Consider the following 23,412-nt stretch of genomic DNA (forward strand, 5'->3'; position numbering starts at 1 on the left):
AGCTCAGGCTTTGGTCTGGCCAGTTTTTCGGGTGCGCCCGGGGGGTATCTTGAAAGGGGCTTCGTTCCAGGTCAGGCCGACGCAGGTGAGGATGCGTCTGGCATCGACCGTGGCATGGCTTGGCATGCCGTAGCGGTCAGGGGTGCCTTTGTGGCGCAGGATCGAGAGCTGCAATGCGTTCAACTCGTTGCGGATACGAGCCGGGCTCATCGGGTGTCCGAGCAGGTCCAGATGCTTGCGCAGGTGCTGCAGGCAGCAGAAGGCCATGTAGCAGATGGCGATATGGGCCCGGACCCGACGCGGCGACCAGTGATAGATGGGCCGGATTTTCAGATCGTGCTTGTTGGTGCGGAAGCAGGCTTCGATCTCCCACAACTGGTGATAGCGGGCAATGACGTCCTGTGCCTCCAGTTCGTCCGCACCATGAACAACAATGGCATGCAGCCCGTCCCATTGTGCCGCTGCCTTGATCTTTGCATCATCCAGCGTGACGTCCCCGCTGTCGGGGAAGGCCAGGAAGCGGCCATATCCCCGGCTGCTGAAGCTGCCGGGTTTGCGAGAGCGCTTGAGCTTCTTGTGCAGCTTTTCGATTGCCTTGTCGCGCTTGTGGGCATCATTGCGTGCCCGGGTGGGTGACCAGGTCACAATGACCCGCGCTCCCTCCTGGTCGATCACCTTGTACCAGCCCTTCTCGGTTGCCTCTTCAGAACCGTGTCCAGCCCAAGGCTGGCGTCCCTCCGGGCTCAAAATGTTCGCCTTCACGGCGGCCGGGGCGGACTTCATGCGATAGCCGAGGATGTAGGGCAGACCCTTGTTCTGCAACATCTGCTGGTTGTCCTTGCTGAGCATGGCGGCATCGGCCACGAACGTGACCCTGGCCACGTCGAAGCGTCCCTCCAACGCCTTCAGCGCAGCTTCCAGCGTATGACCTTCCCAGGTGTTTCCCGGGAAGAGTTCATAGCCCACAGGCAGCCCATCGGAGGTGACGATCAGCGCCAGCATGACCTGAGCGCGGTGATGCTTGCCATCCTTGCTGAAGCCCTTGGCCAGAAGATGATCCTGCTCGACCCCGTCCGCATCCTCGGCCGGGTCCTCGCGCTCGGTGTCAAAGGCCAGGGTCGTGCAATCGTAGAACAGCACGGTCACTGGCCCGCCCAGCAACTTCTCTGCCGCCGCGTGAGAGGTTTTGCAAATCCCGTCTATCACCGGCGTATTGATGTAATCCATGCTCCGATAGACCACGTCCAGATTGAGCGTGATGCCTGCCTGGTTCTCCAACGCCTCCACGGTCGCGCGCTTGCTCTCGGGCTGTGCGATCCGCGCCATAACCAGCTCTTTCACAATGCGATTGGCACTTTTACGCGCCGCCCCCAGAAGGGCCCCCCAACCCAGTTGGTCATACATCGTCCCCATGACATCCCGCAGACCCAGAGAGACCCGCGCCTCCTCACGGCACTCGGCAAGATCAACGCCAAGCTTGTCCGGCCGCGGAGCGCGGCGCACCAGCGCCTGCAGATCGGCATATTCCGTGGGCGTGAACAGTTCCATTTGCGGCGAGCGATCAATGCGTAATTGCTCCATCAAGCGGCCCGCCAGACGCTTGATATCCTCAATCTCGCTGTCGTTATGGGCCACACCCACATGGCGCAGGATCTTCTGGCGTACCTTGGAGCCGGTGCGGACGGATTCAACGATCTGGATCCGTGTGCGGTTGAGCTTTGCGTCATGTTTGGTGCGGATGAACATGGGCGAAGAGGTTAGCCATCTGAAGGCCCATGTCAATACTTTTTATAATAATGGGGCACTACAACGCGCCTCTGAGCAACCACACCTGAAAACAAACCAAAAACCCAGTCAGATCAACAAAAAGGTCGGAAGTCAGGAATGGCCGAGTGTGTTCACAGATGCCAAAATGACCACTGCTCTCCTGGATCGACTGACACACCATTGCGATATCATCGAAACCGGGAACGAAAGCTGGCGAATTAACCACCGCGACTAACCTCGAAATCGGGGAATAAATTCAAAACAGACAGCAGGTCAAACCTTCAGTCGAGCTACGCTCTCTTTTCGGTTTGACCTGCTGTCCACCCCCTCCTGAATCAACCTAAACACGACCCCCTCAACGCCCCTCTTAGCTCCAAGGGGGGTCAAATTTGGACGCCGATGGGGGGTCATTATTCAATGCCGATTGACACCTTGCGGACCGAGTAATCGTATTCTGAGATGACACAGTCGCGCATGGGGCCGTTGTTCCCCTGCAGCAGGTCAATAAGTGATTTCCCTTCGACCACGTGCTTGGGAACCGTGCCGCCAAAGTACTCGATAAAGCTCGGGACAAGGTCGATGGCCTCTACCAATGCGTCGGAACTTTGCCCGCGTGTTGCATCGGCTTCTCGGCGAGGGTCCACTACGATCATCGGGATCTTGACCGAGCAATCGTGAAACAGTTCCTTTTCACCCAGCCAATGGTCGCCAAGATAATCCCCGTGATCTGAGGTGAAAACGATAAGCGTCTCTTGATCCAGTTCCCTTTCGCGCAGGAATGTCATCATGCGTCCAATTTGGTCGTCAATTTGCTTGATCAGACCCATATAGGCGGGGATGACCTTTTCCCGCACGCCGGGGCGGCTGAACACCTGGCAGACGCGGTGCTGGCGATAGGCGGCCAGCAACGGATGGGCGTCCTGCAATTCGTCTTCGGTCCGTCGAACCGGTATCACATGTTCAGGCCCATACATGTCGTTGTAGGGTGCGGGCGCGATATAGGGCCAATGAGGTTTGATATAACTCAGGTGCAAGCACCAGGACTGGTCACTGTTTTTTTCGATGAACTCCATCGCGCGGGACGTGGAATAAGCGGTTTCGGAATCAGGTTCCTCGACGCGCGCAGCCTCAGAAGCGTTCTCCATAAGCCAGCCGGATAGCAAATTGCCCTCGTCGTCTTCGCCGGAGTTCGCCCATTCTTCCCACGGGTTCTGGCTTTCATAGCCTTTGTCCCAAAGGTGGTTGTTGTAATGGGTGGGTTTCTTTTTTCCGCCGGTCGGGTGCAATCCATCCAATCGGTCCCAAACCTCGAACCCGCATTGCGAGACCCGCGCCCCGATCTCGGATTTGGGGTCAATACCAAGGCGCGCCATGCCTTCCAGATCCGCCGTCATATGGGTTTTGCCGCACAGCACCGTGCGGACGCCCAAAGGCGCGAGGTGATCGCCCAAGGTCTGTTCGCCGACCCGCAAAGGGAACATATTCCATGTGGAGCCGTGGCTGCGCACATAGCGCCCGGTATAAAAGCTCATACGGCTCGGGCCGCAGATGGGTGATTGAACATAGGCGTTTTCGAACCGCACGCCGCGCTCGGCCAAGGCGTCGATGTTCGGCGTGTGCAGATGCGGGTGTCCGTAGCAGCTGAGATAGTCAAACCTCAGTTGATCGCACATGATAAAAAGTACGTTCTTCCTGACTTCCGACATTTTTTCGTATAAGTTATTGATATTATTATGCCTTGGTTGCCAAAAGGCACTACACGGACTTTTTTCGCCAGCGATTGTTTCGGAGTGTTGAGGGAGCTCAGGCTTTGGTCTGGCCAGTTTTTCGGGTGCGCCCGGGGGGTATCTTGAAAGGGGCTTCGTTCCAGGTCAGGCCGACGCAGGTGAGGATGCGTCTGGCATCGACCGTGGCATGGCTTGGCATGCCGTAGCGGTCAGGGGTGCCTTTGTGGCGCAGGATCGAGAGCTGCAATGCGTTCAACTCGTTGCGGATACGAGCCGGGCTCATCGGGTGTCCGAGCAGGTCCAGATGCTTGCGCAGGTGCTGCAGGCAGCAGAAGGCCATGTAGCAGATGGCGATATGGGCCCGGACCCGACGCGGCGACCAGTGATAGATGGGCCGGATTTTCAGATCGTGCTTGTTGGTGCGGAAGCAGGCTTCGATCTCCCACAACTGGTGATAGCGGGCAATGACGTCCTGTGCCTCCAGTTCGTCCGCACCATGAACAACAATGGCATGCAGCCCGTCCCATTGTGCCGCTGCCTTGATCTTTGCATCATCCAGCGTGACGTCCCCGCTGTCGGGGAAGGCCAGGAAGCGGCCATATCCCCGGCTGCTGAAGCTGCCGGGTTTGCGAGAGCGCTTGAGCTTCTTGTGCAGCTTTTCGATTGCCTTGTCGCGCTTGTGGGCATCATTGCGTGCCCGGGTGGGTGACCAGGTCACAATGACCCGCGCTCCCTCCTGGTCGATCACCTTGTACCAGCCCTTCTCGGTTGCCTCTTCAGAACCGTGTCCAGCCCAAGGCTGGCGTCCCTCCGGGCTCAAAATGTTCGCCTTCACGGCGGCCGGGGCGGACTTCATGCGATAGCCGAGGATGTAGGGCAGACCCTTGTTCTGCAACATCTGCTGGTTGTCCTTGCTGAGCATGGCGGCATCGGCCACGAACGTGACCCTGGCCACGTCGAAGCGTCCCTCCAACGCCTTCAGCGCAGCTTCCAGCGTATGACCTTCCCAGGTGTTTCCCGGGAAGAGTTCATAGCCCACAGGCAGCCCATCGGAGGTGACGATCAGCGCCAGCATGACCTGAGCGCGGTGATGCTTGCCATCCTTGCTGAAGCCCTTGGCCAGAAGATGATCCTGCTCGACCCCGTCCGCATCCTCGGCCGGGTCCTCGCGCTCGGTGTCAAAGGCCAGGGTCGTGCAATCGTAGAACAGCACGGTCACTGGCCCGCCCAGCAACTTCTCTGCCGCCGCGTGAGAGGTTTTGCAAATCCCGTCTATCACCGGCGTATTGATGTAATCCATGCTCCGATAGACCACGTCCAGATTGAGCGTGATGCCTGCCTGGTTCTCCAACGCCTCCACGGTCGCGCGCTTGCTCTCGGGCTGTGCGATCCGCGCCATAACCAGCTCTTTCACAATGCGATTGGCACTTTTACGCGCCGCCCCCAGAAGGGCCCCCCAACCCAGTTGGTCATACATCGTCCCCATGACATCCCGCAGACCCAGAGAGACCCGCGCCTCCTCACGGCACTCGGCAAGATCAACGCCAAGCTTGTCCGGCCGCGGAGCGCGGCGCACCAGCGCCTGCAGATCGGCATATTCCGTGGGCGTGAACAGTTCCATTTGCGGCGAGCGATCAATGCGTAATTGCTCCATCAAGCGGCCCGCCAGACGCTTGATATCCTCAATCTCGCTGTCGTTATGGGCCACACCCACATGGCGCAGGATCTTCTGGCGTACCTTGGAGCCGGTGCGGACGGATTCAACGATCTGGATCCGTGTGCGGTTGAGCTTTGCGTCATGTTTGGTGCGGATGAACATGGGCGAAGAGGTTAGCCATCTGAAGGCCCATGTCAATACTTTTTATAATAATGGGGCACTACAACGCGCCTCTGAGCAACCACACCTGAAAACAAACCAAAAACCCAGTCAGATCAACAAAAAGGTCGGAAGTCAGGAGATGCGGGTGTCCGTAGCAGCTGAGATAGTCAAACCTCAGTTGATCGCACATGATAAAAAGTACGTTCTTGGCCAAGCGTCGTGCCTTTGTCTTTGGTCAGATGTTGAGATAATGGGTTGTGTGCTGTCCGGCATCCTGCGAAATCTCTGAAGCCATATGCTTTAACTCCAGCGCGATTTCACTGTCCAAGGCATCATCCAGCGCATTGATCGGTGCCATTACAGTAACCCCTGCAATGATCTTGCCGCGGTAGTCGAATATCGGCGCAGACAACGCAGTGTGATCCGTCATGAGCCCGCCGCGCGATCGGCTGACCCCATGTTTCTGGATGGTTTCGCGCAGATCTCTTAACGCGCGCAGACTCGTTGGAAATGGCATCTGCGGATCCTGTTCGGCAGATGCGTGAAATGTTTCACCCATCTCGCGGTCTACCGCCGCCTTGGTGACTTCTTCTGGCAAATGCGCAAAGAAAATACGCCCTATTGCCGACCGCAGAACAGGAAGCACGCTGCCCAATCGCAGCTCCAGAATGGACCGATTGCTGTGGCCACTGACACGGTGGACGATGGTCGGCCCATGATTGCCCCAGACACCCATAAAGATGTTATGGCCGTGGCGTTCTGCAAAATCATCCATGCGCGGGTGCATGGCCTTGAAGATGTCAAACTGCTGCAACCCGGCAATGCCAAGTTGCAGTGTATACGGACCGAGACCATAGTAACCGGATTGCGGGTCTTGAAGGACCACACCGACTTCCGTCAGACTGATCAGATAAAACTGCAACTTGCTGGCCGCCAGACCAGTGCCCCTGGAGATGTCCCTCAAAGGCACCGGCTTTCCGGTCTTCAAAAGAAAATCAATGACTTGAAAACCCGTAACCAGAGATTGGATGCCTTTTCGCTGAGGCTTTTCTTCCTTCTCCGCATCAGGGCTCAGTTTGTTCATTGCATATTTTCCTATCTGCTTTCGCGCTGACCATTCTAACCGAGTGTGGCGGCTTCGTGGTAGGGGCAATCGCTAGGCGTATTTTCCTGACAGGAGAGTTCCACATCCTGGGACTTTGGCTTCCAGACCAAGTTCTTTCAGCATCTGGTGGGTTGTGGCGACCGCAGCCGAAAGAACCGGAATACCGCATTCGTCCTCGACGCGCTGGATCGCAGCGAGAGATGGCATCTGGACACAGGCCGACAGGACCAGCGCGTCGATGTTTTTCAGGTTCACCTGCTTGTAGATCTCGGTGAGGTTCAGGGGATCCTGGGCCGCGACCTCAAGGTTGTCGGGGATTTCCAGCGCGATACTATCGGAAACCTCGACACCCTCGGCCTCGATATAATCGGCGACCAGATTGGTGAGAGGACGCATATACGGCGTCACAATCGAAATGCGTTTCGCACCCATCAGGTGCAGCCCATCCACCAGCGCACCAGCCGAACTGACCACTGGTGCCGGGTGGCCGTTATCCACAGTAACCTGGTGCAAGCGCTTTTGACTTTCGCGGTGATAGCCTTTGCCCATCGACATGATGGCGACAAGGCAGGCATAGCCCATTACATCGACATCGGCATCGCTGAGTTCCAGCGCGCAGCGGTCGCTGTCGCGGTCCATCGCCTCCAGCTCTTCTTTGGTGACCTTCTTCATCCGCATTCGCGATGAGTGGAAGGAAAACCGTTCCGGCAGAACCGTCTCTCGCGCGCGCAACATGGCAGGGATTTCACGTTCCATCGTCAGGTTCGAAGAGGGAACGATCTGGCCGATCTTAAGTGTCTTGTGCATGTTTTTTTGAATACCGGACATGTCAGTCTCCGATCTTCACAACCGGGTTGCGCAGAACGCCGATACCGTCGACACCGCATTCGATCACGTCACCGGGCCACATCCATTCCTGCGGATCACGACCCGCGCCCACACCCGCAGGCGTGCCGGTGGCGATGATATCGCCGGGATCCAGCGTTATGCCCGATGAGATGTCGGCGATCAGCGTCGGGATATCGAACAGCAAATGCTTGGTATTCGAGCGCTGCTTTTCCTCGCCGTTCTTGGTCAGCCACAGATCTAGATTATGCGGATCGGTCACGTCATCAGCGGTGATGATCGCCGGACCCATCGGGCAATAGCTGTCCTGACCCTTCGAAAAGATCCACTGACCGGCGCGGCGGTTGTCGCGGGCCGAAATGTCGTTGACCACTGTGTAGCCGAACACATGGCTCATCGCGTCATCCTTGCTAATGCGGGTGGCGCGCTTGCCGATGATCACGGCCAGTTCGACCTCCCAATCCAGCATCTGCGTCATCGATGCGTTGTGCTGGATCGGCTCGCCATTGGCGATCACCGAGGTAGGTGGTTTGGAGAACACCACAGGCTCTTTCGGCAAGTCCTTGGAGGTATCCAGTGACTTGGCGCTTTCGGCAACGTGCTCGACATAGTTCAAGCCAATGCCAAAAATGTTCTTTCGCGGGCGCGGGATCGGCGCCAGCAGGCGCACGTTCTCTTCCGGAATGGCCACGCCAGCCGGGCGGGCCTCGGAAGTTGTTTTTAACGCACGGGCAATCGCCGCCTGCGCCTCGGGGCCAAGATCGATCAGATCGAGCATTGTCACAGGCAGGGCTTCACCCGCAGCCTCGCCAAGATACTCGACATCTATAACCAGCCCATCTTGCACGACGCCAAGGCGGCCTTCTCCGGCCGCGCCGTCGCGGTAGGTCACAAGTTTCATGTGTTTTCGTCCTCTCTTTGTCCCCTACCGTTTGCTGCCTAAGGGACTGTTCGCATTTAATTCTCGACGACCTGATGACCGTCATTGTCCTCCAATGCCTGCTCTGCCCAGAAGCCCAGCTTTTCCATCACAGGGAAGTCATTGAACGAGAACAGGCATGCGTCATCACCTTCCGAGGTGTTGCAATGCTCGTGCCAGGTCCAAGCAGGAACGCAGAAGATGTCCCGCTCGGTCCAGTCGAACCGCTTGCCGCCGATGATTGAATAGCCCGACCCTTTGGCTACGTTGTAAATCACGTTGCCGGTATGGCGGTGCGCCTTCGTGTGTTGGCCGGGTAGCAGCATCTGCATCGAGGCACCCATCGTCATCATCGGATGACCACCCGTCTGCGGGTTGGTATAGCGTAGGATCAGCCCGTCATAGGGCGAGCCGTCGCTGACCTTGGCATAGTTCAGCAGCGCCTCGTAGGTCGGCTCCCACGAGTATTTTAGCAGCGGCGAATAGGGCTTGTCCCACTTATCCGTCTGCGGCAGCAGCGCCGGACCGCCATAGGTCATCACGCTGTCGTTCATCGGGATGTCGGTGGTCTGGTAATCGTTAGGGTGAACCTCGTAGAAGTTCGCCTCGAGGCAGTTGGTTAACGGAATGTCCAGCCCGTCCTGCCAGATGCACTCTGTGCCAGTCTCCAAAATACCATGCTCGTGCCATGTGCCATTGGGCGTCAACACAAAGTCGCGTGCTCCCAGTTCCACCTTGTGTCCGTCCACGATGGTATAGGCGCCCGAGCCTTCCATGATAAAGCGCAGCGCCGAGGCCGCATGCCGGTGCGCGCCCGCCCGTTCGCCCGCCTTCATCGTCTGAAGACCCGAGAACAGCCAGCCACAGGCCGCGCTCACATCCTTGCGCAGAGGGTTGCGCAGATACACTACGCGACGACCCGCGTCCTCGGGGCGCACTAGGTCAATCGCACGCAGAACCTGACGGCACGTGTCTTCCCACCGCCACAGAACCGGGGCCGATTTCGGCGTCGGCTCCCATGGTTCGATGTCATTGGCCACGGTCCACAGTGCGCCGGTGTCGATCTTCGCCAGATCCTCGTAGTAGGCTTCCAGCTCGGGCGTATCCCGCACCCGCGCTCGGCCCAGAATATCGTCTTCGGGTTTGATCTCGGTTTGTGCCATGAGGCAAACTCCTCTGAGTTATGAGGTTTCGGGCCCTGGGCCCTCTTCCTGGTCGTGTTCCGCGGCAAGGCCGCTGGCGCGCCCGGCCAGATTGACCGGCGCCTGGCTCTGTTGATTGACCTGCAAATTGAACACATCGAACCGGTTGTAGTGCCCGGTGATGTCATGCATCTGCTTGGGCTGGATGCAGCGGCCCAGGTCGATCTCGGCATAGACGATGCCTTCGTCATCGATCAGCCCCGGCACCACCTCGCGCCCGTCCGGGCCAATGATGCCGGAATAGGCGCCCGACTTGCGTTCCAGCAACGCGCGCGCATCCGGGCGGATCTCCTCCATCGCGGTGATGATCTCGTCCGATACGGTCGAGGTCGAGATGACGGTGAACACCTTGCCTTCGAAACTGTGCGACATGCCCCGCAGCTTGATCGCCTCGGCCATGTCATAGTCAGGCGGCGCCACCGGCAGGCCGATATAGCTGGCGGTGTGCACCAGCTCCCCTTGCGCCAACAACGCAAACCGCGCCAGCGTGTTGGTGTTTTCGCCGCAGGCCAGACCGCCCAGAGGGCCGATCTCGGTATCATAGACTTTCAGGCTCGACCCGTCGCCGCCGGTCCAGGTCAGCTTCTCGGCCCAGGTCGGCACCAGCTTTCGGTGTTTGCCAAACACCTCTCCATCGGGGCCGATGAAGAGCAGCGTGTTATACAGCGCGCCCAGCGACACCGGGCTGCGTTCGTTCAGACCCATCACGACATAGCAGTCATTGGCCCGGGCCGAGGCGCGGATTTTCCCGATCTCGGGCCCGTCGGCAAACACCGAGGCCCGCACCAGCCTGTCAAACCACGCGCTGCCTGTCACCGGATCGGTGATCCAGTTCCAATAGGGATAGGCCGGAATGAACACTTCCGGAAACACCACCAGACGCGCCCCGTTTCCAGCCGCCTCACCGATCAGCGACACCGCACGCTCAGCCGTCTTGTCCGCATCTAAATACACAGGACTCGCCTGAACGGCCGCTGCCGTAAATACAGGAAATTCTGAACCAGGGAGCACCACGCATCTCCATTTTTGGCAAATATATTGTACGATATACCTGTATCGCGCAGTTATACGCGCAGTCAATACAAAATAATTGTAGACATACAGGAAAATGAAAAATATGGTTCAACCAACAAGAGGAGAATCGAAGTGTCCGCTCAGCCAACTGCTGCCCATGCAAAAGACCAGCACAACTATCAAGGCCACTTGAATCTGGAGACATTGCTAAGCGCGATGCGTCCGGTCACGACACACCCCGAGCCGCACCTTCGGTTCTAAATCACTGAAACAGTGCATGTTTTATCCTCTCTATGTCGAGGTTTCGGGCGAAACCCTGCGTGGTTTTGTCCGGGATTGCAACCGGATGGAGGGATATTATGCCGAGATTGACGGACGCGCGCGTGCGCGACCTGCGCGCCAGAAAAACCACACGCAATGTCAGAGACACCACCCTTGCGGGCTTTGGTGTCAGGGTTCTGCCCGGCGGCGGAAAGCGGTTCTTTTTGCACAGCCAGCACGAGGGGCAGCGTGTCTGGAAGATTGTGGGCGATCCGGCCACTATGTCGGTTGCCGAGGCCCGCGCGCGGGCGCAGGCCCTGCTGGTCTCGCTCCGGTCGGGGCAGCGCGACGGGGAGATGCTGTTTGAGAGCGTTGCGGAAGAGGCCTTCCGCCGCCATGGCCGACAGTGGAAGCCGGGCACGCTCATGGTCAACAGGAGCTATCTCAAGAACCACATTCTTCCGCGCTTCGCGGGGCAGCGCATTGCGGATATCACGCGGCAGGACGTGCGGGACTGGTTTGCCGCGATGCACGCAACGCCGGTATCGGCGGATCGCTCGATGCCAGTGCTGTCGGTCATCATGACGGTGGCCGAGATGGACGGGCTGCGCCCGGAAGGGTCCAACCCCTGCAAGGGGATCAGGCGCTACCGGCGCAGGAACAGGGAGAGGTTTCTGTCGGAGGCCGAGTTCGGACGCCTTGGCGCGGCGCTGTGCTGCGCGGCCCCATCCCCGGCCGTGCCGCTCATTCGGCTGCTGGCGCTGACGGGATGCCGGTCGAGCGAGATCAGGACACTTCGCTGGGCAGAGTATCGCGACGGGCATATCTTTCTGCGCGACAGCAAGACGGGTCCGCGCACGGTGTGGCTGTCCAGGGCGGCGCGCAGGGTCCTTGACGCGCTTGCCCGCACATCGCCTTGGGTGTTTCCGTCCGTCCGGGGTGCGGGCCCGATGCCGGGTGCGACGCTCACCCGGGCGTGGTTCAGGCTGCGCGTGCAGGCCGGTCTGAGAGATGTGCGCCTGCATGATTTGCGGCACTCCTATGCAAGTGCGGCCATCGCGAGCGGGGAAACCGTTCTGGCAGCGGGTCGGCTTCTTGGGCATAACAGCCCCGAAACCACCCTCAAATACGCCCATCACACGCAAAGTGATGTGGAGAATGCCGCCGCCGCGATGGGGGCGGTTCTCGGAGGAACGCGGAGAGGAACAGGGGGAGGAACCCGGCCATGAGCAAGGTTCGGTTGACGGATGCGCGGGCACGGAGGTTCAGACCGTGTGCGCGGGAATATTGCGTGCAGGACAGCGCGGTGCCGTCCCTGAGCCTTCGGGTCTATCCCACGGGGACGAAGACATGGACCTGCACGGTGGCGGGACGCAAGGTCTCGCTGGGCCGGATTGAACTGATGCCCGCCTGCGCCGCGCGCCGGGAATGTCACCGGTTGCAGGTCGAGGGGGTCGCGCCGGTCTGGGACCTGCCCACCTACCGGGGCTTTGCGCTGGATATGTGGCACAAGACATGGTCCACGCGCTGCAAGCCATCCACGGTCAGGGGGCGGGATCACATTCTGGCGCGGCAGCTTCTGCCCGCGTTCGGAGCGCTTCGGATTGACCGGATCACGCGACAGATTATTGAGGACTGGTTTGCCGCCTATAGCGCCTCTGCGCCCGGCGGCGCGAACCATGCGCTGAAACTTTTGCGCCAGAGCCTGAACTTTGCCCTTGAGCGCGGCCTCATCGACAGCAACCCGGCGGGTTTTGTGCTTCCGAACCGGCGCGCCAGGCTGACGCGGTTCCTGTCGCGGGATGAAATCGCGCGGCTGAACGCGGCGCTTGACCGGCACAGCGCGGGGCGCACTGGCGTGCAGGCTGACATCATCCGGCTTCTGCTGCTCACGGGCTGCCGCAAATCGGAAATCACCCATCTCAGGCGCAGCGAGGTCGATGGCAGCCGCCTCAGGCTGGAAGACAGCAAGACGGGTCCGAGGATTGTGTATCTCAGCGCCGAGGCCCGCGCCATCGTTGAGAGGCGCATGAGGGGGGCCGGGGCATATCTGTTCCCCTCGCCGCGCAACCCGGCGCGGCCCGGCTCGGGAGGGTTGAGGCTCTGGTACAGGATCAGACGGGAGATCGGCATTGAGGACGTGCGTCTGCACGACCTGCGACATTCCTATGCCAGTCAATCTGTGATGGCGGGTATTCCCCTGCCGGTGGTGTCGAAGCTCCTGGGTCACAGCCAGGTCACGATGACGCTGCGCTATGCCCACAGCGCAGACAAAGACGTCGAGGCCGCAGCCGAGCGGGTCGGGGCGCGCATTGCCGGGCTGTTGTGGTCTGGCTGAGCGCTTTGTTCAACACCCTACACGCTTTTGGTTTTGATGCGCACCCCGCATAGTTCACTGCCTTTGCAGTGCCTTCTTTAGTTGGGTGATGAGATGGGGCCAACTCAAATAGCCAGAAAGGTGTCTTGTGACAATTCCTACCCTGCAAACAATGAAGCTTTTCGGACGAGAGTAGCGGGTTTTGACTATTTGGGTGTTCAGTTCCCCGTGCACGCGCTTAATTGAATCAGGAAAACTATCCACAACCTGAATAAAACAGCCCCGTCCGGGGCAATGCGTCCATAGGCGCTCACTTAAGCAGATTGAATGCAGGTATAAGTTAGTCTCTATGCCATTTGAGTGGTCGCTGCCATTCGTACTTTGCGCGACGAAGGCCGGGAGAGAATCTAAAGTTCCAGATGCTGCATCGTAAGGCTTTCCTTCCGTCCTGAGGTGAGCGACAAACACTGTATGGCGTTTACAAAAGAACATCACATCAACTTGTTGAAACTCGCTGAGCAGCAGTTTCGTCTAGCATGTATTGTTCGTGTGCATGCAGCTCTAGAAACCTTGCCGCTAGATGCTCCTGTTTCACAATCATTTGGAAAGCATACGTCCACGTGGGAAGAATTCGGACTTCGGCAGGATCAAATTGAGTACGCCGCTCCAACACTCGAATTTGTTTCGACGTTCGTGATGTCTTCGGCAATGCGCCAAGCATTCGCTGAGCATGTTCCCAACGCAAGAAACCACAAAAACTCCAACGTTGCAGCCGCTTACCAAATCGCCCGGCTGACCAGAAATGCGTTCTCGCATCACATGCTCGTCCCTAGATGTTCAATCGATGATGACTGCAAAAATCGTAAATTCGAAGTGGGAGAGGTGATCAGATTAGACACATCAAATCTCGATGGGCAGCCATTGCGGTGGGACCACTATGGCGGGCATCTCGCGATATGGAGACTATGCCAATGGGTTCGCTTTAATGTATTAGATGACAAATCCCCGGTTGATCGTGTTCTCCCCGAGCGGCCAGCAATCAAGGTGATCAAACAAGGCAATCTATTTGTAAGGAAAATTGGCGACCTCTCGTCCGATGACGGCTAAGGCCGCCATCTGAATATGAAGCTGTCAATCGGCATTGAATAATGACCCCCTATCGGCGTCCAAATTTGCCCCCCTTGGAGCTAAGAGGGGTGTTGGGAGAGTTGCGTTAAGGTTGATTCAGGAGGGGTGGACACCAGGTCAACGGTTCATCATCGAAACTCTGTTCGACAAGCTCAAATCGCACATGGGTCTGGAACACACGCGACACCGATCCCCGATCAATGCCTTCGTTCACATTCTGTCATGCGTTGCCGCCTACGTTCTGGGGCAACCGAAGGTCAAAATGGGCAAAGTTGTCGTCCCAGACGTCATTCGGAGCATCGCGAGCGTGACACGAGCTTATCCAGAATTCGGGTTAGTTTAACTCACCAAAGAACGCAGTGCGGGGCCTTCCACCAGCTTAGTATGTTGAACTGATATCAACAGCCTTAGACATTGACCTGTTCAGCTTGGTTTCTCGGAGCGATGATTTTGACGGCGTCCTTGGCAAGACTGAAAATGAGAAGCGTTGCGCGTTCGTGTCGAGACGTTTTATGCGGCTTGAGATTGCAGCATAGTCAAATGCATGTTTTATTGAGATGAGTTGAAAAGCATATACTTAACCGCGATGCAGACACCTGAGCAGAATGCGCGAGAAACTATCGACTTGCTGCTTTCGGCGGCGGGCTGGGTGTTGCAAGACCCTGCTGATTTCAATCGAAGGGCGGGCACCGGCGTGGCAGTGCGGGAGTTTCAGCTTACCTCAGGGCCTTGCGACTACTTGCTGTTCGTAGAGGGGAAAGCGGCAGGGATCATAGAGGCAAAGAAGTCAGGCGTCACACTTGGCGGGGTGGCTGAGCAGTCCGACCGCTATATGGGTGGTTTGCCGGAGCCTGTCGCCAGGTGGGACGACCTGCTGATCTATGACTACGAAAGCACCGGCGACGAAACCTTCTTTCGCAACCTGCAGGACCCGAAACCGCGTTCGCGCAAGGTCTTTGCGTTCCATCGCCCGGAAACCTTGCTTGCATGGCTAAAACGCCCAAAGACCCTCAGGGCGGCATTGGCAGATATGCCAGCCCTCATCGAAACGGGTTTACGTGACTGCCAGATTGAGGCGATCCACGGGCTTGAGACGTCGCTTTCAGAAGATCGCCCACGGTCGCTCATTCAACTTGCGACGGGTGCAGGGAAGACTTTCACGGCCTGCACATTCTCATATCGCCTGATCAAGCACGCCGGTGCCAGACGCATTCTGTTCCTGGTCGACAGAAACAACCTCGGGGACCAGACGCTGAAAGAGTTCCAGAACTTCCAGCCCCCCGGAACCGCCAACCGTTTCACCGACACCTACATTGTTCAGCATCTTCATTCGAAATGGATCGACCCTGACGCGAAGGTTGTCATAACGACGATCCAGCGTCTCTATGCCATGCTGCGCGGTGACGAACTGGACGAGGAGGCCGAAGAAAGTTCTGCTTTTGAGGCCTGGCCGGGCGACGAAGGTGAAGCTTCGCCCATCGAATACAACCCCAACATCCCCATCGAGATGTTCGACTTCATCGTCACCGATGAGTGTCACCGCTCGATCTATGGCCTCTGGCGGCAGGTTCTTGAATATTTCGACGCGTCGATCATTGGCCTCACGGCTACGCCGTCCAAACATACGCTGGGCTTCTTCAACCAGAACCTCGTTGCCGAGTATCCCTATGAACGTTCCGTCGCCGATGGCGTAAATGTCGGATACGAGGTCTATCGCATCAAGACACGCGTCAGCGAGGATGGGGGAACTGTCGAGGCCGGTGATGCCGGTTTCCAGGTTCCCGTGAGAGACAAGCGAACCCGGGCGGTGCGATACCTCGATCTGGATGCCGACCTTGATTACACCAAAAAGGACCTCGACCGGTCGGTTGTCGCGCCCAATCAAATCCGCACGGTTCTTGAGACCTACAAGAACCGCGTCTTCACTGAACTCTTCCCCGACCGCACCGGTAAATGGCTTCCCAAGACGCTGATCTTTGCCAAGGACGACAACCAGGCCGAAGAGATCGTGCATGCGGTCCGCGAGATCTTCTCTGAAGGCAATGACTTCGCCAAGAAGATCACCTACCAGACCAGCGAAGACCCAAAGTCGCTCATCAACGCCTTCCGCATCGACGCGTTACCGCGCATCGCCGTGACGGTGGACATGATCGCCACAGGCACAGATATCAAACCGGTCGAGGTTCTGATCTTCATGCGCGACGTGAAATCAGAAGGGTATTACGAGCAGATGAAGGGTCGCGGTGTGCGCTCGGTGCCGGATTCGGACCTTCAGGCCGTCACGCCCGATGCCCAAACCAAGACGCGCTTCATCCTGATCGACGCCGTAGGCGTGTCGGAGACCAAGAAGAACGCGTCCCAGCCGCTCGAACGCAAGAAATCGATGTCCTTCGACACGCTCATCGACCAGATTGCCCAGGGGCGGCGTGATGAGGATGCTTTATCGAGCCTTGCAGGGCGGCTTGCCGCGCTGGATCGCAGGTTGAGCGACGAGGATCGCCAAAGGATCGTTGAGGCCACAGGCGGCAAATCCCTGCGCGTTCTGGCCAACAAGCTCCTTGACGCCATCGATCCGGACAAGCAGCAAGCCGTCATTGAAGACGCCCATGGCCCGGCACCCACGCGCGAACAGGAAGGTGCGGCCATCGAAGGGCTGGTCGAGCAAGCCTGCGCCCCCTTCGAAGCGGCTCCGGTTCGCAACCTGCTCAAAGACATCAAGCAAAAGACCGATATCGTCATCGACGAATTCACCACCGACGAGTTGATCAGCGCGGATTTCGACATGAAGCACGCCGAGGAACGCGTCACCTTGTTCAAGACCTTTATCGAAGAGAACAAGGACGAACTGACCGCCCTGCAAATCATCTACAACCAGTCCTATGCGCGTCAGCGTCTGACCTATGCAGCTATCAAGGAGCTTGCGCAAAGGCTGAGCGATCATCCGCACTACCTGACCACGGCGGATGTCTGGCAGGCCTACAAGCGCCTTGATGCGGCGAAGGTGAAGGGCGCGCCGATGGACCAGCAACTGACCGAGATCGTCAGCCTCGTGCGTTATGCGCTGGGTCAAGACACGGTGCTGGAACCTTTCGGTGCACGCGTCGAACAGCGCTTCAATCTCTGGCTCGGACGTGAGAAAAACGCCGGGCGCGACTACTCGGCGGAACAACTGACATGGCTGCGCCTCATAGCAAAGTTCATCGCAGCCAATGCCGAGATCGGCCCGCGCGATTTCATGGAGGTGCCGAGCCTGGCGGACAAAGGCGGGATACTGAAAGCACGGGAGTTGTTCGGGACAGACCTCGACGGCGTGTTGGACGACCTGCAAGGGGCGTTGGTTGCGTGATGGAAAAATATGAACTCCCCCTCGGGTGGGCATGGAGTACCATCACTGAGACTTCTGTCACAGTTTTTGGTCAATCGCCCCCTTCTGATACATACAATCAAGATGGTGTTGGGCTGCCTTTCTTTCAGGGAAAGGCCGAATTTGGCGACCTGAATCCGACCGCAATCAAGTGGTGTTCAGAACCGACAAGAGAGGCTCTTGAGGGCGATATTCTCATTTCTGTTCGAGCGCCTGTGGGGCCCACAAATGTGGCGGACCAACACTGTGGAATTGGACGAGGTTTAGCCGCAATCCGTCCTGCGATTGATGCAGACTTTGTTCGGCACTGGTTATCGAGGAGCGTCCAAGCCTTAGTTGATCAAGGAACTGGAACCACTTTCAGAGCGATTACGAAGAATATTCTGAACGGTCACCCAATCCCAGTAGCCCCCCTGCCCGAACAGCATCGCATCGTCGAAAAAATCGAGACGCTCTTTGCCTGTCTCGACAAGGGCGAAGAGGCGGTGCGGGAGGTGCAAAAGCTTCTGAGCCGCTATCGCCAATCCGTCCTGAAAGCCGCCGTCACCGGCGAACTTACCGCTGATTGGCGGGCGGGGCGCGAGGGGGAGTTGGAAGAGGGGGGCGCACTGCTTACGCGCATTCTCGACGACAGGCGCGAGACTTGGAGCGGTCGGGGGAAATACAAAGAGCCTCAAAGTCCCACAGCAACTTCTGAAATAAGGCTTCCCCCGAACTGGTCATGGGCGACAGTTGATCAACTGTCCAGCGCTGTTGACTACGGCAGTTCGGCAAAGTGTTCGACCGAAGACCGGGGCGTCCCGGTCTTGCGGATGGGTAACGTCGTTGACGGTCATCTCGACGTCGAAAACCTCAAGTTTCTTCCAAACGACCACGATGAATTTCCACGACTCTTGCTCACCGATGGTGATCTTCTGTTTAACCGGACCAACAGTGCGGAGTTGGTCGGCAAGACTGCGGTTTTTCGGGAGTTGGAAAGAGACTACTCGTACGCTTCATATCTGATCAGAGTCCGGTTGATCGAAGTCATACCGGAGCTTGTCGCCGCATTCATAAACAGCCTTCTAGGGCGAAATTGGATTAAGAGCGTTGTGAGCCAGCAAGTTGGTCAGGCCAACGTAAATGGGACAAAGCTAAAAGCGCTTGCGGTACCGCTCGCTCCTCTCGATGAACAACAGGTTATCTTGGAGAGGTTGGAGAAAGCAGAGTCAAAGATTGCGAGGCTTGCAGATTGGTGCCAAACCGAACTCAAGCGCTCGGCCTCACTTCGGCAATCCATCCTGAAAGATGCCTTTGCCGGTCGCCTTGTCCCGCAAGACCCATCCGACGAACCTGCCAGCGCTCTCCTCGCCCGGATCGCTGAGGCCAGGACAAACGACAAGGAACGGGCCAGGAAGACCCGCAGAAAGGGCCGGGCATGAGTGACATCAAACTGTTCAGCCAAAGCGGCAGCGCGCTGACCGAGATTGCAAGCTCCGCCGCCCCGCTGGAAAAGGCGCTGCAAACAACCTTTGAGCAAAACCTCGAAACGCTGCTCGGCGTGCGCTTCCTTGCCTCGGAATACGTCACCTCGACCGGCGGGCGCATGGACACACTGGGCATCGACGAGAACGGCTATCCGGTCATCATCGAATACAAGCGCGAGCGCAGCGAGAACATCATCAACCAAGGCCTCTTTTACCTCGACTGGCTGATGGACCATCGCGGTGATTTCGAACTTTTGGTGCGCGACAAGTTAGGCAAGCAAACCGCCGACGCCATCGAATGGAGCGCCCCGCGTCTGATCTGCATCGCGTCCGATTTCACCAAGTATGATGAGCACGCAATCAAACAGATGAGCTGGAATATCGAACTGATCCGGTACCGGCGTTTTGGGAACGATCTTTTGCTGCTCGATCTTCTCACTACTGTATCAACAAAGCCAGTTCTGGTCGCAGACACGAAGACTGGAAAATCACAGAAGTACAAGACTACCGCCGAATACCTTACTGTCGCGCGCGAAGAACTTGCGAACCTCTATTCCGATTTGGAGGCCTTTATGCTGGGTCTGGGTGACGATGTTGTTCAGAAGGAACTACAGTTCTATTTCGCGTTCAAGCGGATCAAGAACTTTGCCTGTGTCGAGGTCAAGCCGCAGATCGGCGTTATCCGGGTTTATTTGAAGATCACCAACGACGTGATGGATGTGATGTGGGGCTACGAAGAGGACTTCACCCGCGATGAAACTAATGTCGGGCACTATGGGACCGGGGACCTCGAAGTCACTCTGAGATCATCCGAAGACCTTGAAAAGGCCAAGCAATTCATCACCCATTCGTACGAGGCGTCCTGATGGCTGCACGCGTTTTCATATCCTACTCGCATCAGGACGAGGAACTGCGCGATCAGCTTGAAGTGCAACTGTCGATGCTAAGAAGACAGGGCCTGATTGAGTTCTGGCACGATAGAAGGATGATCGCAGGCGAACGCCTTGATTGGACGATTAGCAAAGAACTCGATGAAGCGGACATCGTCATTCTGTTGATCAGCCCGGATTTCTTGGCTTCGGATTACTGCTACAAGATTGAAAAAGGCCGTGCACTTGAAAGGCATCGCCAAGGTTCGGCAAGACTGATCTCTGTTGTACTTCGACCATGCGATTGGACACACACTGAGTTGGCTGAGTTCCTCGTCACCCCGACAGACGGTAAGCCGATCACCACTTGGCCTAATCGCGACGAAGCTTTTCTGGACGTTGCAAAGTCAATTCGCAGAGCAATCGAAGAAATCGACGCCGTCGGTGAACCATTAGATCGACACGCGTACATCGAGGCTGAACCAGCAGAGCCGGAGCCTGTACCGGAGCTTCCACGATCTTCAAATCTGCGCCTTCGCAAAGTATTCACTGAAGCTGACAAGGACCGCTTTCTTTTGACTTCGTTTGAATACATGGGCCGCTTTTTCCAGGGTTCGCTGGAAGAATTGCAGGCAAGGAATTCGGGAATTGAGGCGCGTTATCGTAGGGTCGACGGCAACGGCTTCACTGCGAAAATCTACGATGATGGATCAAAAGTTGCAGCTTGTAGCATTAAGTTGGGCGGGAGACTGGGCAGCGGCATTACATACTCGGAAGGAGAGGAAGGCCAATTGAACTCCTATAACGAACGCATCACTGTCGAAAATGACGATCAAAAGATGTTCCTTCGCCCCATGGGTATGCCGCACCTTTGGTCCGACCAAGATAAAAAAGTGCTAAGCGAAGAAGGTGCCGCTGAGTACTATTGGGCGTTGCTTATGAGGCCATTGCAGGGCGGATGATATGACGAACGAACAACTTGTCTCCAAGGTCTGGAACTACGCGCATGTGTTGCGGGATCAGGGCATATCCTACGGCGACTACATCGAACAGATTACATACCTCTTGTTTCTCAAGATGGATCAGGAGCGGGTCGAGTTGCTCGGCGCGCCATCAGCCATCCCGCCGGAATGGAACTGGGCGCAGATTGCTGGAAAGTCCGGCGATGAGTTGGAGTTGCAGTACCGGCATACGCTTGAAGCGCTTGCCAGCGCAGACGGGCTGATCGGAACGATCTTCCGGAAGTCGATGAACAAACTGACCGATCCGGCAAAGCTGACGCGCGTTGTGTCACTGATCGACAGCGAAGGGCCATGGATTGGCATCGGTGTCGACGTGAAGGGCGATATCTACGAAGGGTTGCTGGAACGCAATGCGTCCGAGGTGAAGTCGGGTGCTGGCCAGTACTTCACGCCGCGCCCTGTTATTGAAGCGATCATCGAATGCGTTGACCCGCAGATCGGCGAAACCGTCTGCGACCCCGCTTGCGGGACCGGCGGCTTCTTGTTGTCAGCCTACGATCACATGAAAGGACAAAGCCAGGATCGCGATGCCCTCAGAAAACTGCGCGAAGAGACCTTTACCGGGGTTGATATCGTCGATGAGGTTGTACGTCTCAGCGCCATGAACCTTTACCTTCATGGCGTTGGAAACGGGGCCATTCCGGTTCGGCAAGGGGATGCACTCTCGGGTGATCCCGGGTCGCGTTATCAAGTCATCCTGACCAATCCGCCATTTGGCAAGAAGTCCAGTTTTACGGTTGTTGGCGAGGATGGTCAGGTTTCGACCGAACGCGAGAATTACGAGCGCGAAGACTTCAAGTTCACAACCTCGAACAAGCAGGTCAACTTTCTGCAGCACATCATGACGATTATGGCGGTGAACGGGCGGGCGGGCGTCGTTCTGCCAGACAACGTGTTGTTCGAGGCCGGACGCGCCGGTGAGGGCATCAGAAAACGACTGCTGGAAGGCTTCAACTTCCATACGTTGCTACGTCTGCCGACCGGGATTTGGTACAGCCCCGGCGTGAAAGCCAACGTGCTTTTCTTCGACAAAAAAGCAGCGGCACGTGAAGCCCAAACGCGCGCGCTATGGGTCTATGACTATCGCACCAATGTTCACAAAACGCTGAAGACAAAGAAACTCGACCGCGCAGACCTGGATGACTTTGTCTCGTGTTTTCGCGAACGCCGGGAGACCGAGCGCTTTAGATGCTTTGCCTATGAGGACCTGGTCGCCCGCGACAAACTGAATCTGGATATTTTCTGGCTGAAAGACGACAGCCTTGAAGATATCGACAGCTTGCCCGCGCCGGATGTCATCGCAGGCGAGATTGTCGAGAACCTGGAAGCGGCACTGGAACAGTTCAGAAGCGTCGCAAACGAATTGCAGGACTGACAGATTTGCATCCCGCGATTTTACAATTCGCACGGGCCGGGTCGCGGCTGCAACGCGCCCCGGCGAAGGGCGGCTGTCAGCCATCCTCTTCCCCACGCTCCGCCAATCGCATCGCGATACTGTCGGTCGCGTTTATCACCCGTTGCCTTTTGGCCGATATGTCTGACGCCGCAGGATTCCGGTATATGCAAGCAAGGAAAAGTATATGTATAGCACCTTCAAGAACAGCGACACTACACAAAAACCACTATGCTTTTCATAGTGCCTGTATGCAAATGCAAGTCCCGAACAGCGCAAAATAGCAAAATGGACAGACACAAACATGCATAGTCATTTTTCCGAAAATGCAACTTTTGGCCCTGAATCGCGCGGAAAAATCATATATGCAATGCGCATAAATCGTTCTTGCGATGATCTGTAACATACTGTATTAGCGTTGCTAATGAGAGGTATCAAACAAACTATGCAAGGTGTTCAGGCCTGAAATGTGGTGAAATAGTGGGTTTACACCCCGAGGAGCACATCTTCTTAACGACACACCATTCCCTGGAGATCTGGTTGAAGCAGATCGTGTTCGACCTTCATCGTGTCATTAAGCATTTGGACAACGACGAGATTAATCAGGCAAACTGGCTCTTGAACCGATTGGGAGAGATCATGCGTTTGGCCGAGGCACATTGGGTTGTACTCGAGACAATGTCCGCAGCCGATTTTGCAGAATATCGAAGCCTCCTGACCGGTGCATCTGGCATGCAGTCGCGTCAGTTCCGGGAAATAGAAGTAATGCTGGGTCTGTGCGAGGTCGCGGATGAGGAATATGCAGCGCGCGTCGAAAAGATGTGGCCCGGCTTGATCGCGGAACACCCAAAAACACTGCGCCAGGCTTTCTTTGGGTTTCTTGAACGCCGTGGATTGTCACTGCTGGATGTCTATGGTGACCGCTGGAACCAGCATGATTTGTTCCTGCTGGCAGAACATGCGTTCGAGCTGGACCGGCGCTTCCACTCCTGGCGGCACAACCACATCCTGATGGTCCGCCGTCAGATCGGCATTCGCGCCCTTGGAACCGGTGGAACATTCTTTGACGACTATCTGGCCAAGACACTGCGGTATTATTTCTTCCCCGAACTCTTCGAGTTCCGCAATGAGCTGACCGCCCACATGGGTGGTGAGGTCAAGTCAAAGTAAGCCGCATCATGGTTCATCCCAGG

General features: G+C 57.0%; 20 protein-coding genes and 1 pseudogene. 13 read left to right on the forward strand and 8 right to left on the reverse strand.

Annotated elements, in window-relative coordinates; all coding sequences use genetic code 11:
- Nucleotides 1–3 precede the first annotated feature (3 nt).
- Complete coding sequence (locus ACOERD_RS12180) at nucleotides 4–1,746, reverse strand: IS1634 family transposase (RefSeq protein ID WP_419737624.1); 1,743 nt, start codon at nucleotides 1,744–1,746, stop codon at nucleotides 4–6.
- 136 nt (nucleotides 1,747–1,882) lie between these two features.
- Between ACOERD_RS12180 and ACOERD_RS12185 the strand changes: the two are divergent.
- Nucleotides 1,883–2,002: pseudogene (locus tag ACOERD_RS12185) on the forward strand (ATP-binding protein); the annotation flags it as partial.
- A gap of 175 nt (nucleotides 2,003–2,177) precedes the next feature.
- Here ACOERD_RS12185 and ACOERD_RS12190 read toward each other — a convergent pair.
- Together ACOERD_RS12190 and ACOERD_RS12195 are read right to left on the reverse strand one after the other, a co-directional pair.
- Nucleotides 2,178–3,440 carry a sulfatase-like hydrolase/transferase gene (locus ACOERD_RS12190; protein WP_419739188.1) on the reverse strand — a complete coding sequence of 421 codons (1,263 nt, stop codon included), beginning with the start codon at nucleotides 3,438–3,440 and terminating at the stop codon, nucleotides 2,178–2,180.
- A gap of 130 nt (nucleotides 3,441–3,570) precedes the next feature.
- Nucleotides 3,571–5,313: an IS1634 family transposase gene (locus tag ACOERD_RS12195; protein WP_419737624.1), complete on the reverse strand. Its 1,743-nt coding sequence runs from the start codon at nucleotides 5,311–5,313 to the stop codon at nucleotides 3,571–3,573.
- On the opposite strand from ACOERD_RS12195, the gene ACOERD_RS12200 reads away from it, so the two are divergent.
- Nucleotides 5,306–5,602, forward strand: coding sequence for a hypothetical protein (locus tag ACOERD_RS12200; protein ID WP_419739423.1), 297 nt, complete (start codon nucleotides 5,306–5,308; stop codon nucleotides 5,600–5,602). The two genes, ACOERD_RS12195 and ACOERD_RS12200, sit on opposite strands and share 8 nt — an antisense overlap.
- Here the strand turns inward: ACOERD_RS12200 and ACOERD_RS12205 are convergent.
- The 5 genes from ACOERD_RS12205 to ACOERD_RS12225 all read right to left on the reverse strand — a co-directional run bounded on the left by ACOERD_RS12205 (nucleotide 5,549) and on the right by ACOERD_RS12225 (nucleotide 10,399).
- Nucleotides 5,549–6,397, reverse strand: coding sequence for an IclR family transcriptional regulator (locus tag ACOERD_RS12205; RefSeq protein WP_419739189.1), 849 nt, complete (start codon nucleotides 6,395–6,397; stop codon nucleotides 5,549–5,551). The two genes, ACOERD_RS12200 and ACOERD_RS12205, sit on opposite strands and share 54 nt — an antisense overlap.
- A gap of 72 nt (nucleotides 6,398–6,469) precedes the next feature.
- Complete coding sequence (locus ACOERD_RS12210) at nucleotides 6,470–7,246, reverse strand: Asp/Glu racemase (RefSeq protein ID WP_419739190.1); 777 nt, start codon at nucleotides 7,244–7,246, stop codon at nucleotides 6,470–6,472.
- A gap of 1 nt (nucleotide 7,247) precedes the next feature.
- Nucleotides 7,248–8,165 carry a fumarylacetoacetate hydrolase family protein gene (locus ACOERD_RS12215; protein ID WP_419739191.1) on the reverse strand — a complete coding sequence of 306 codons (918 nt, stop codon included), beginning with the start codon at nucleotides 8,163–8,165 and terminating at the stop codon, nucleotides 7,248–7,250.
- Nucleotides 8,166–8,221: 56 nt separating this feature from the next.
- The gene (locus tag ACOERD_RS12220; RefSeq protein WP_419739192.1) at nucleotides 8,222–9,346 is read right to left on the reverse strand and encodes a cupin domain-containing protein; all 1,125 of its coding nucleotides are present in this window, start codon (nucleotides 9,344–9,346) and stop codon (nucleotides 8,222–8,224) included.
- An 18-nt stretch (nucleotides 9,347–9,364) separates the two neighbouring features.
- Nucleotides 9,365–10,399, reverse strand: coding sequence for a carbon-nitrogen hydrolase family protein (locus ACOERD_RS12225; RefSeq protein ID WP_419739193.1), 1,035 nt, complete (start codon nucleotides 10,397–10,399; stop codon nucleotides 9,365–9,367).
- Between the two features lie 132 nt (nucleotides 10,400–10,531).
- Here ACOERD_RS12225 and ACOERD_RS12230 point away from each other — a divergent pair, with 132 nt between their 5' ends.
- From ACOERD_RS12230 to ACOERD_RS12280, 11 genes are all read left to right on the forward strand, one after another.
- Nucleotides 10,532–10,660 carry a hypothetical protein gene (locus tag ACOERD_RS12230; RefSeq protein ID WP_419739194.1) on the forward strand — a complete coding sequence of 43 codons (129 nt, stop codon included), beginning with the start codon at nucleotides 10,532–10,534 and terminating at the stop codon, nucleotides 10,658–10,660.
- Between the two features lie 98 nt (nucleotides 10,661–10,758).
- Nucleotides 10,759–11,889, forward strand: a complete 1,131-nt coding sequence (locus tag ACOERD_RS12235; protein WP_419739195.1) for a tyrosine-type recombinase/integrase — start codon at nucleotides 10,759–10,761, stop codon at nucleotides 11,887–11,889.
- A 62-nt stretch (nucleotides 11,890–11,951) separates the two neighbouring features.
- A complete protein-coding gene (locus tag ACOERD_RS12240) occupies nucleotides 11,952–12,998 on the forward strand; it encodes a tyrosine-type recombinase/integrase (RefSeq protein WP_419739196.1) in 1,047 nt (348 codons plus the stop codon).
- A gap of 450 nt (nucleotides 12,999–13,448) precedes the next feature.
- Nucleotides 13,449–14,084: a hypothetical protein gene (locus ACOERD_RS12245; protein ID WP_419739197.1), complete on the forward strand. Its 636-nt coding sequence runs from the start codon at nucleotides 13,449–13,451 to the stop codon at nucleotides 14,082–14,084.
- 112 nt (nucleotides 14,085–14,196) lie between these two features.
- Nucleotides 14,197–14,448: a transposase gene (locus tag ACOERD_RS12250; RefSeq protein ID WP_419739198.1), complete on the forward strand. Its 252-nt coding sequence runs from the start codon at nucleotides 14,197–14,199 to the stop codon at nucleotides 14,446–14,448.
- A 243-nt stretch (nucleotides 14,449–14,691) separates the two neighbouring features.
- Nucleotides 14,692–17,451, forward strand: coding sequence for a type I restriction-modification enzyme R subunit C-terminal domain-containing protein (locus ACOERD_RS12255; RefSeq protein ID WP_419739199.1), 2,760 nt, complete (start codon nucleotides 14,692–14,694; stop codon nucleotides 17,449–17,451).
- On the forward strand, nucleotides 17,451–18,890 hold the full coding sequence (locus ACOERD_RS12260; protein ID WP_419739200.1) for a restriction endonuclease subunit S: 1,440 nt from the start codon (nucleotides 17,451–17,453) through the stop codon (nucleotides 18,888–18,890). Before ACOERD_RS12255 ends, ACOERD_RS12260 begins: the two co-directional genes overlap by 1 nt.
- On the forward strand, nucleotides 18,887–19,801 hold the full coding sequence (locus ACOERD_RS12265) for a DUF5655 domain-containing protein (protein ID WP_419739201.1): 915 nt from the start codon (nucleotides 18,887–18,889) through the stop codon (nucleotides 19,799–19,801). Before ACOERD_RS12260 ends, ACOERD_RS12265 begins: the two co-directional genes overlap by 4 nt.
- Entirely contained in the window at nucleotides 19,801–20,766 is a 966-nt protein-coding gene (locus ACOERD_RS12270) for a toll/interleukin-1 receptor domain-containing protein (protein WP_419739202.1), read from the forward strand. The genes ACOERD_RS12265 and ACOERD_RS12270 overlap by 1 nt, the downstream gene beginning before the upstream one ends.
- Before the next feature lies 1 nt (nucleotide 20,767).
- Nucleotides 20,768–22,201, forward strand: coding sequence for a type I restriction-modification system subunit M (locus ACOERD_RS12275; protein WP_419739203.1), 1,434 nt, complete (start codon nucleotides 20,768–20,770; stop codon nucleotides 22,199–22,201).
- A 498-nt stretch (nucleotides 22,202–22,699) separates the two neighbouring features.
- Nucleotides 22,700–23,389, forward strand: a complete 690-nt coding sequence (locus ACOERD_RS12280) for a tryptophan 2,3-dioxygenase family protein (RefSeq protein ID WP_419739204.1) — start codon at nucleotides 22,700–22,702, stop codon at nucleotides 23,387–23,389.
- Nucleotides 23,390–23,412 lie beyond the last annotated feature (23 nt).

Origin of the sequence: Ruegeria sp. (assembly GCF_965199275.1) — a bacterium.
Taxonomy (GTDB): Bacteria; Pseudomonadota; Alphaproteobacteria; order Rhodobacterales; family Rhodobacteraceae; genus Ruegeria.

Excerpts from the sequence above, each read along its gene's own strand:
- ACOERD_RS12180 (WP_419737624.1), bottom strand. The coding sequence starts at position 1,746 with ATGTTCATCCGCACCAAACATGACGCAAAGCTCAACCGCACACGGATC.
- ACOERD_RS12190 (WP_419739188.1), bottom strand. The coding sequence starts at position 3,440 with ATGTGCGATCAACTGAGGTTTGACTATCTCAGCTGCTACGGACACCCG.
- ACOERD_RS12200 (WP_419739423.1), top strand. The coding sequence starts at position 5,306 with ATGAACATGGGCGAAGAGGTTAGCCATCTGAAGGCCCATGTCAATACT.
- ACOERD_RS12195 (WP_419737624.1), bottom strand. The coding sequence starts at position 5,313 with ATGTTCATCCGCACCAAACATGACGCAAAGCTCAACCGCACACGGATC.
- ACOERD_RS12205 (WP_419739189.1), bottom strand. The coding sequence starts at position 6,397 with ATGAACAAACTGAGCCCTGATGCGGAGAAGGAAGAAAAGCCTCAGCGA.
- ACOERD_RS12210 (WP_419739190.1), bottom strand. The coding sequence starts at position 7,246 with ATGTCCGGTATTCAAAAAAACATGCACAAGACACTTAAGATCGGCCAG.
- ACOERD_RS12215 (WP_419739191.1), bottom strand. The coding sequence starts at position 8,165 with ATGAAACTTGTGACCTACCGCGACGGCGCGGCCGGAGAAGGCCGCCTT.
- ACOERD_RS12220 (WP_419739192.1), bottom strand. The coding sequence starts at position 9,346 with ATGGCACAAACCGAGATCAAACCCGAAGACGATATTCTGGGCCGAGCG.
- ACOERD_RS12235 (WP_419739195.1), top strand. The coding sequence starts at position 10,759 with ATGCCGAGATTGACGGACGCGCGCGTGCGCGACCTGCGCGCCAGAAAA.
- ACOERD_RS12245 (WP_419739197.1), top strand. The coding sequence starts at position 13,449 with ATGGCGTTTACAAAAGAACATCACATCAACTTGTTGAAACTCGCTGAG.
- ACOERD_RS12255 (WP_419739199.1), top strand. The coding sequence starts at position 14,692 with ATGCAGACACCTGAGCAGAATGCGCGAGAAACTATCGACTTGCTGCTT.
- ACOERD_RS12260 (WP_419739200.1), top strand. The coding sequence starts at position 17,451 with ATGGAAAAATATGAACTCCCCCTCGGGTGGGCATGGAGTACCATCACT.
- ACOERD_RS12265 (WP_419739201.1), top strand. The coding sequence starts at position 18,887 with ATGAGTGACATCAAACTGTTCAGCCAAAGCGGCAGCGCGCTGACCGAG.
- ACOERD_RS12270 (WP_419739202.1), top strand. The coding sequence starts at position 19,801 with ATGGCTGCACGCGTTTTCATATCCTACTCGCATCAGGACGAGGAACTG.
- ACOERD_RS12275 (WP_419739203.1), top strand. The coding sequence starts at position 20,768 with ATGACGAACGAACAACTTGTCTCCAAGGTCTGGAACTACGCGCATGTG.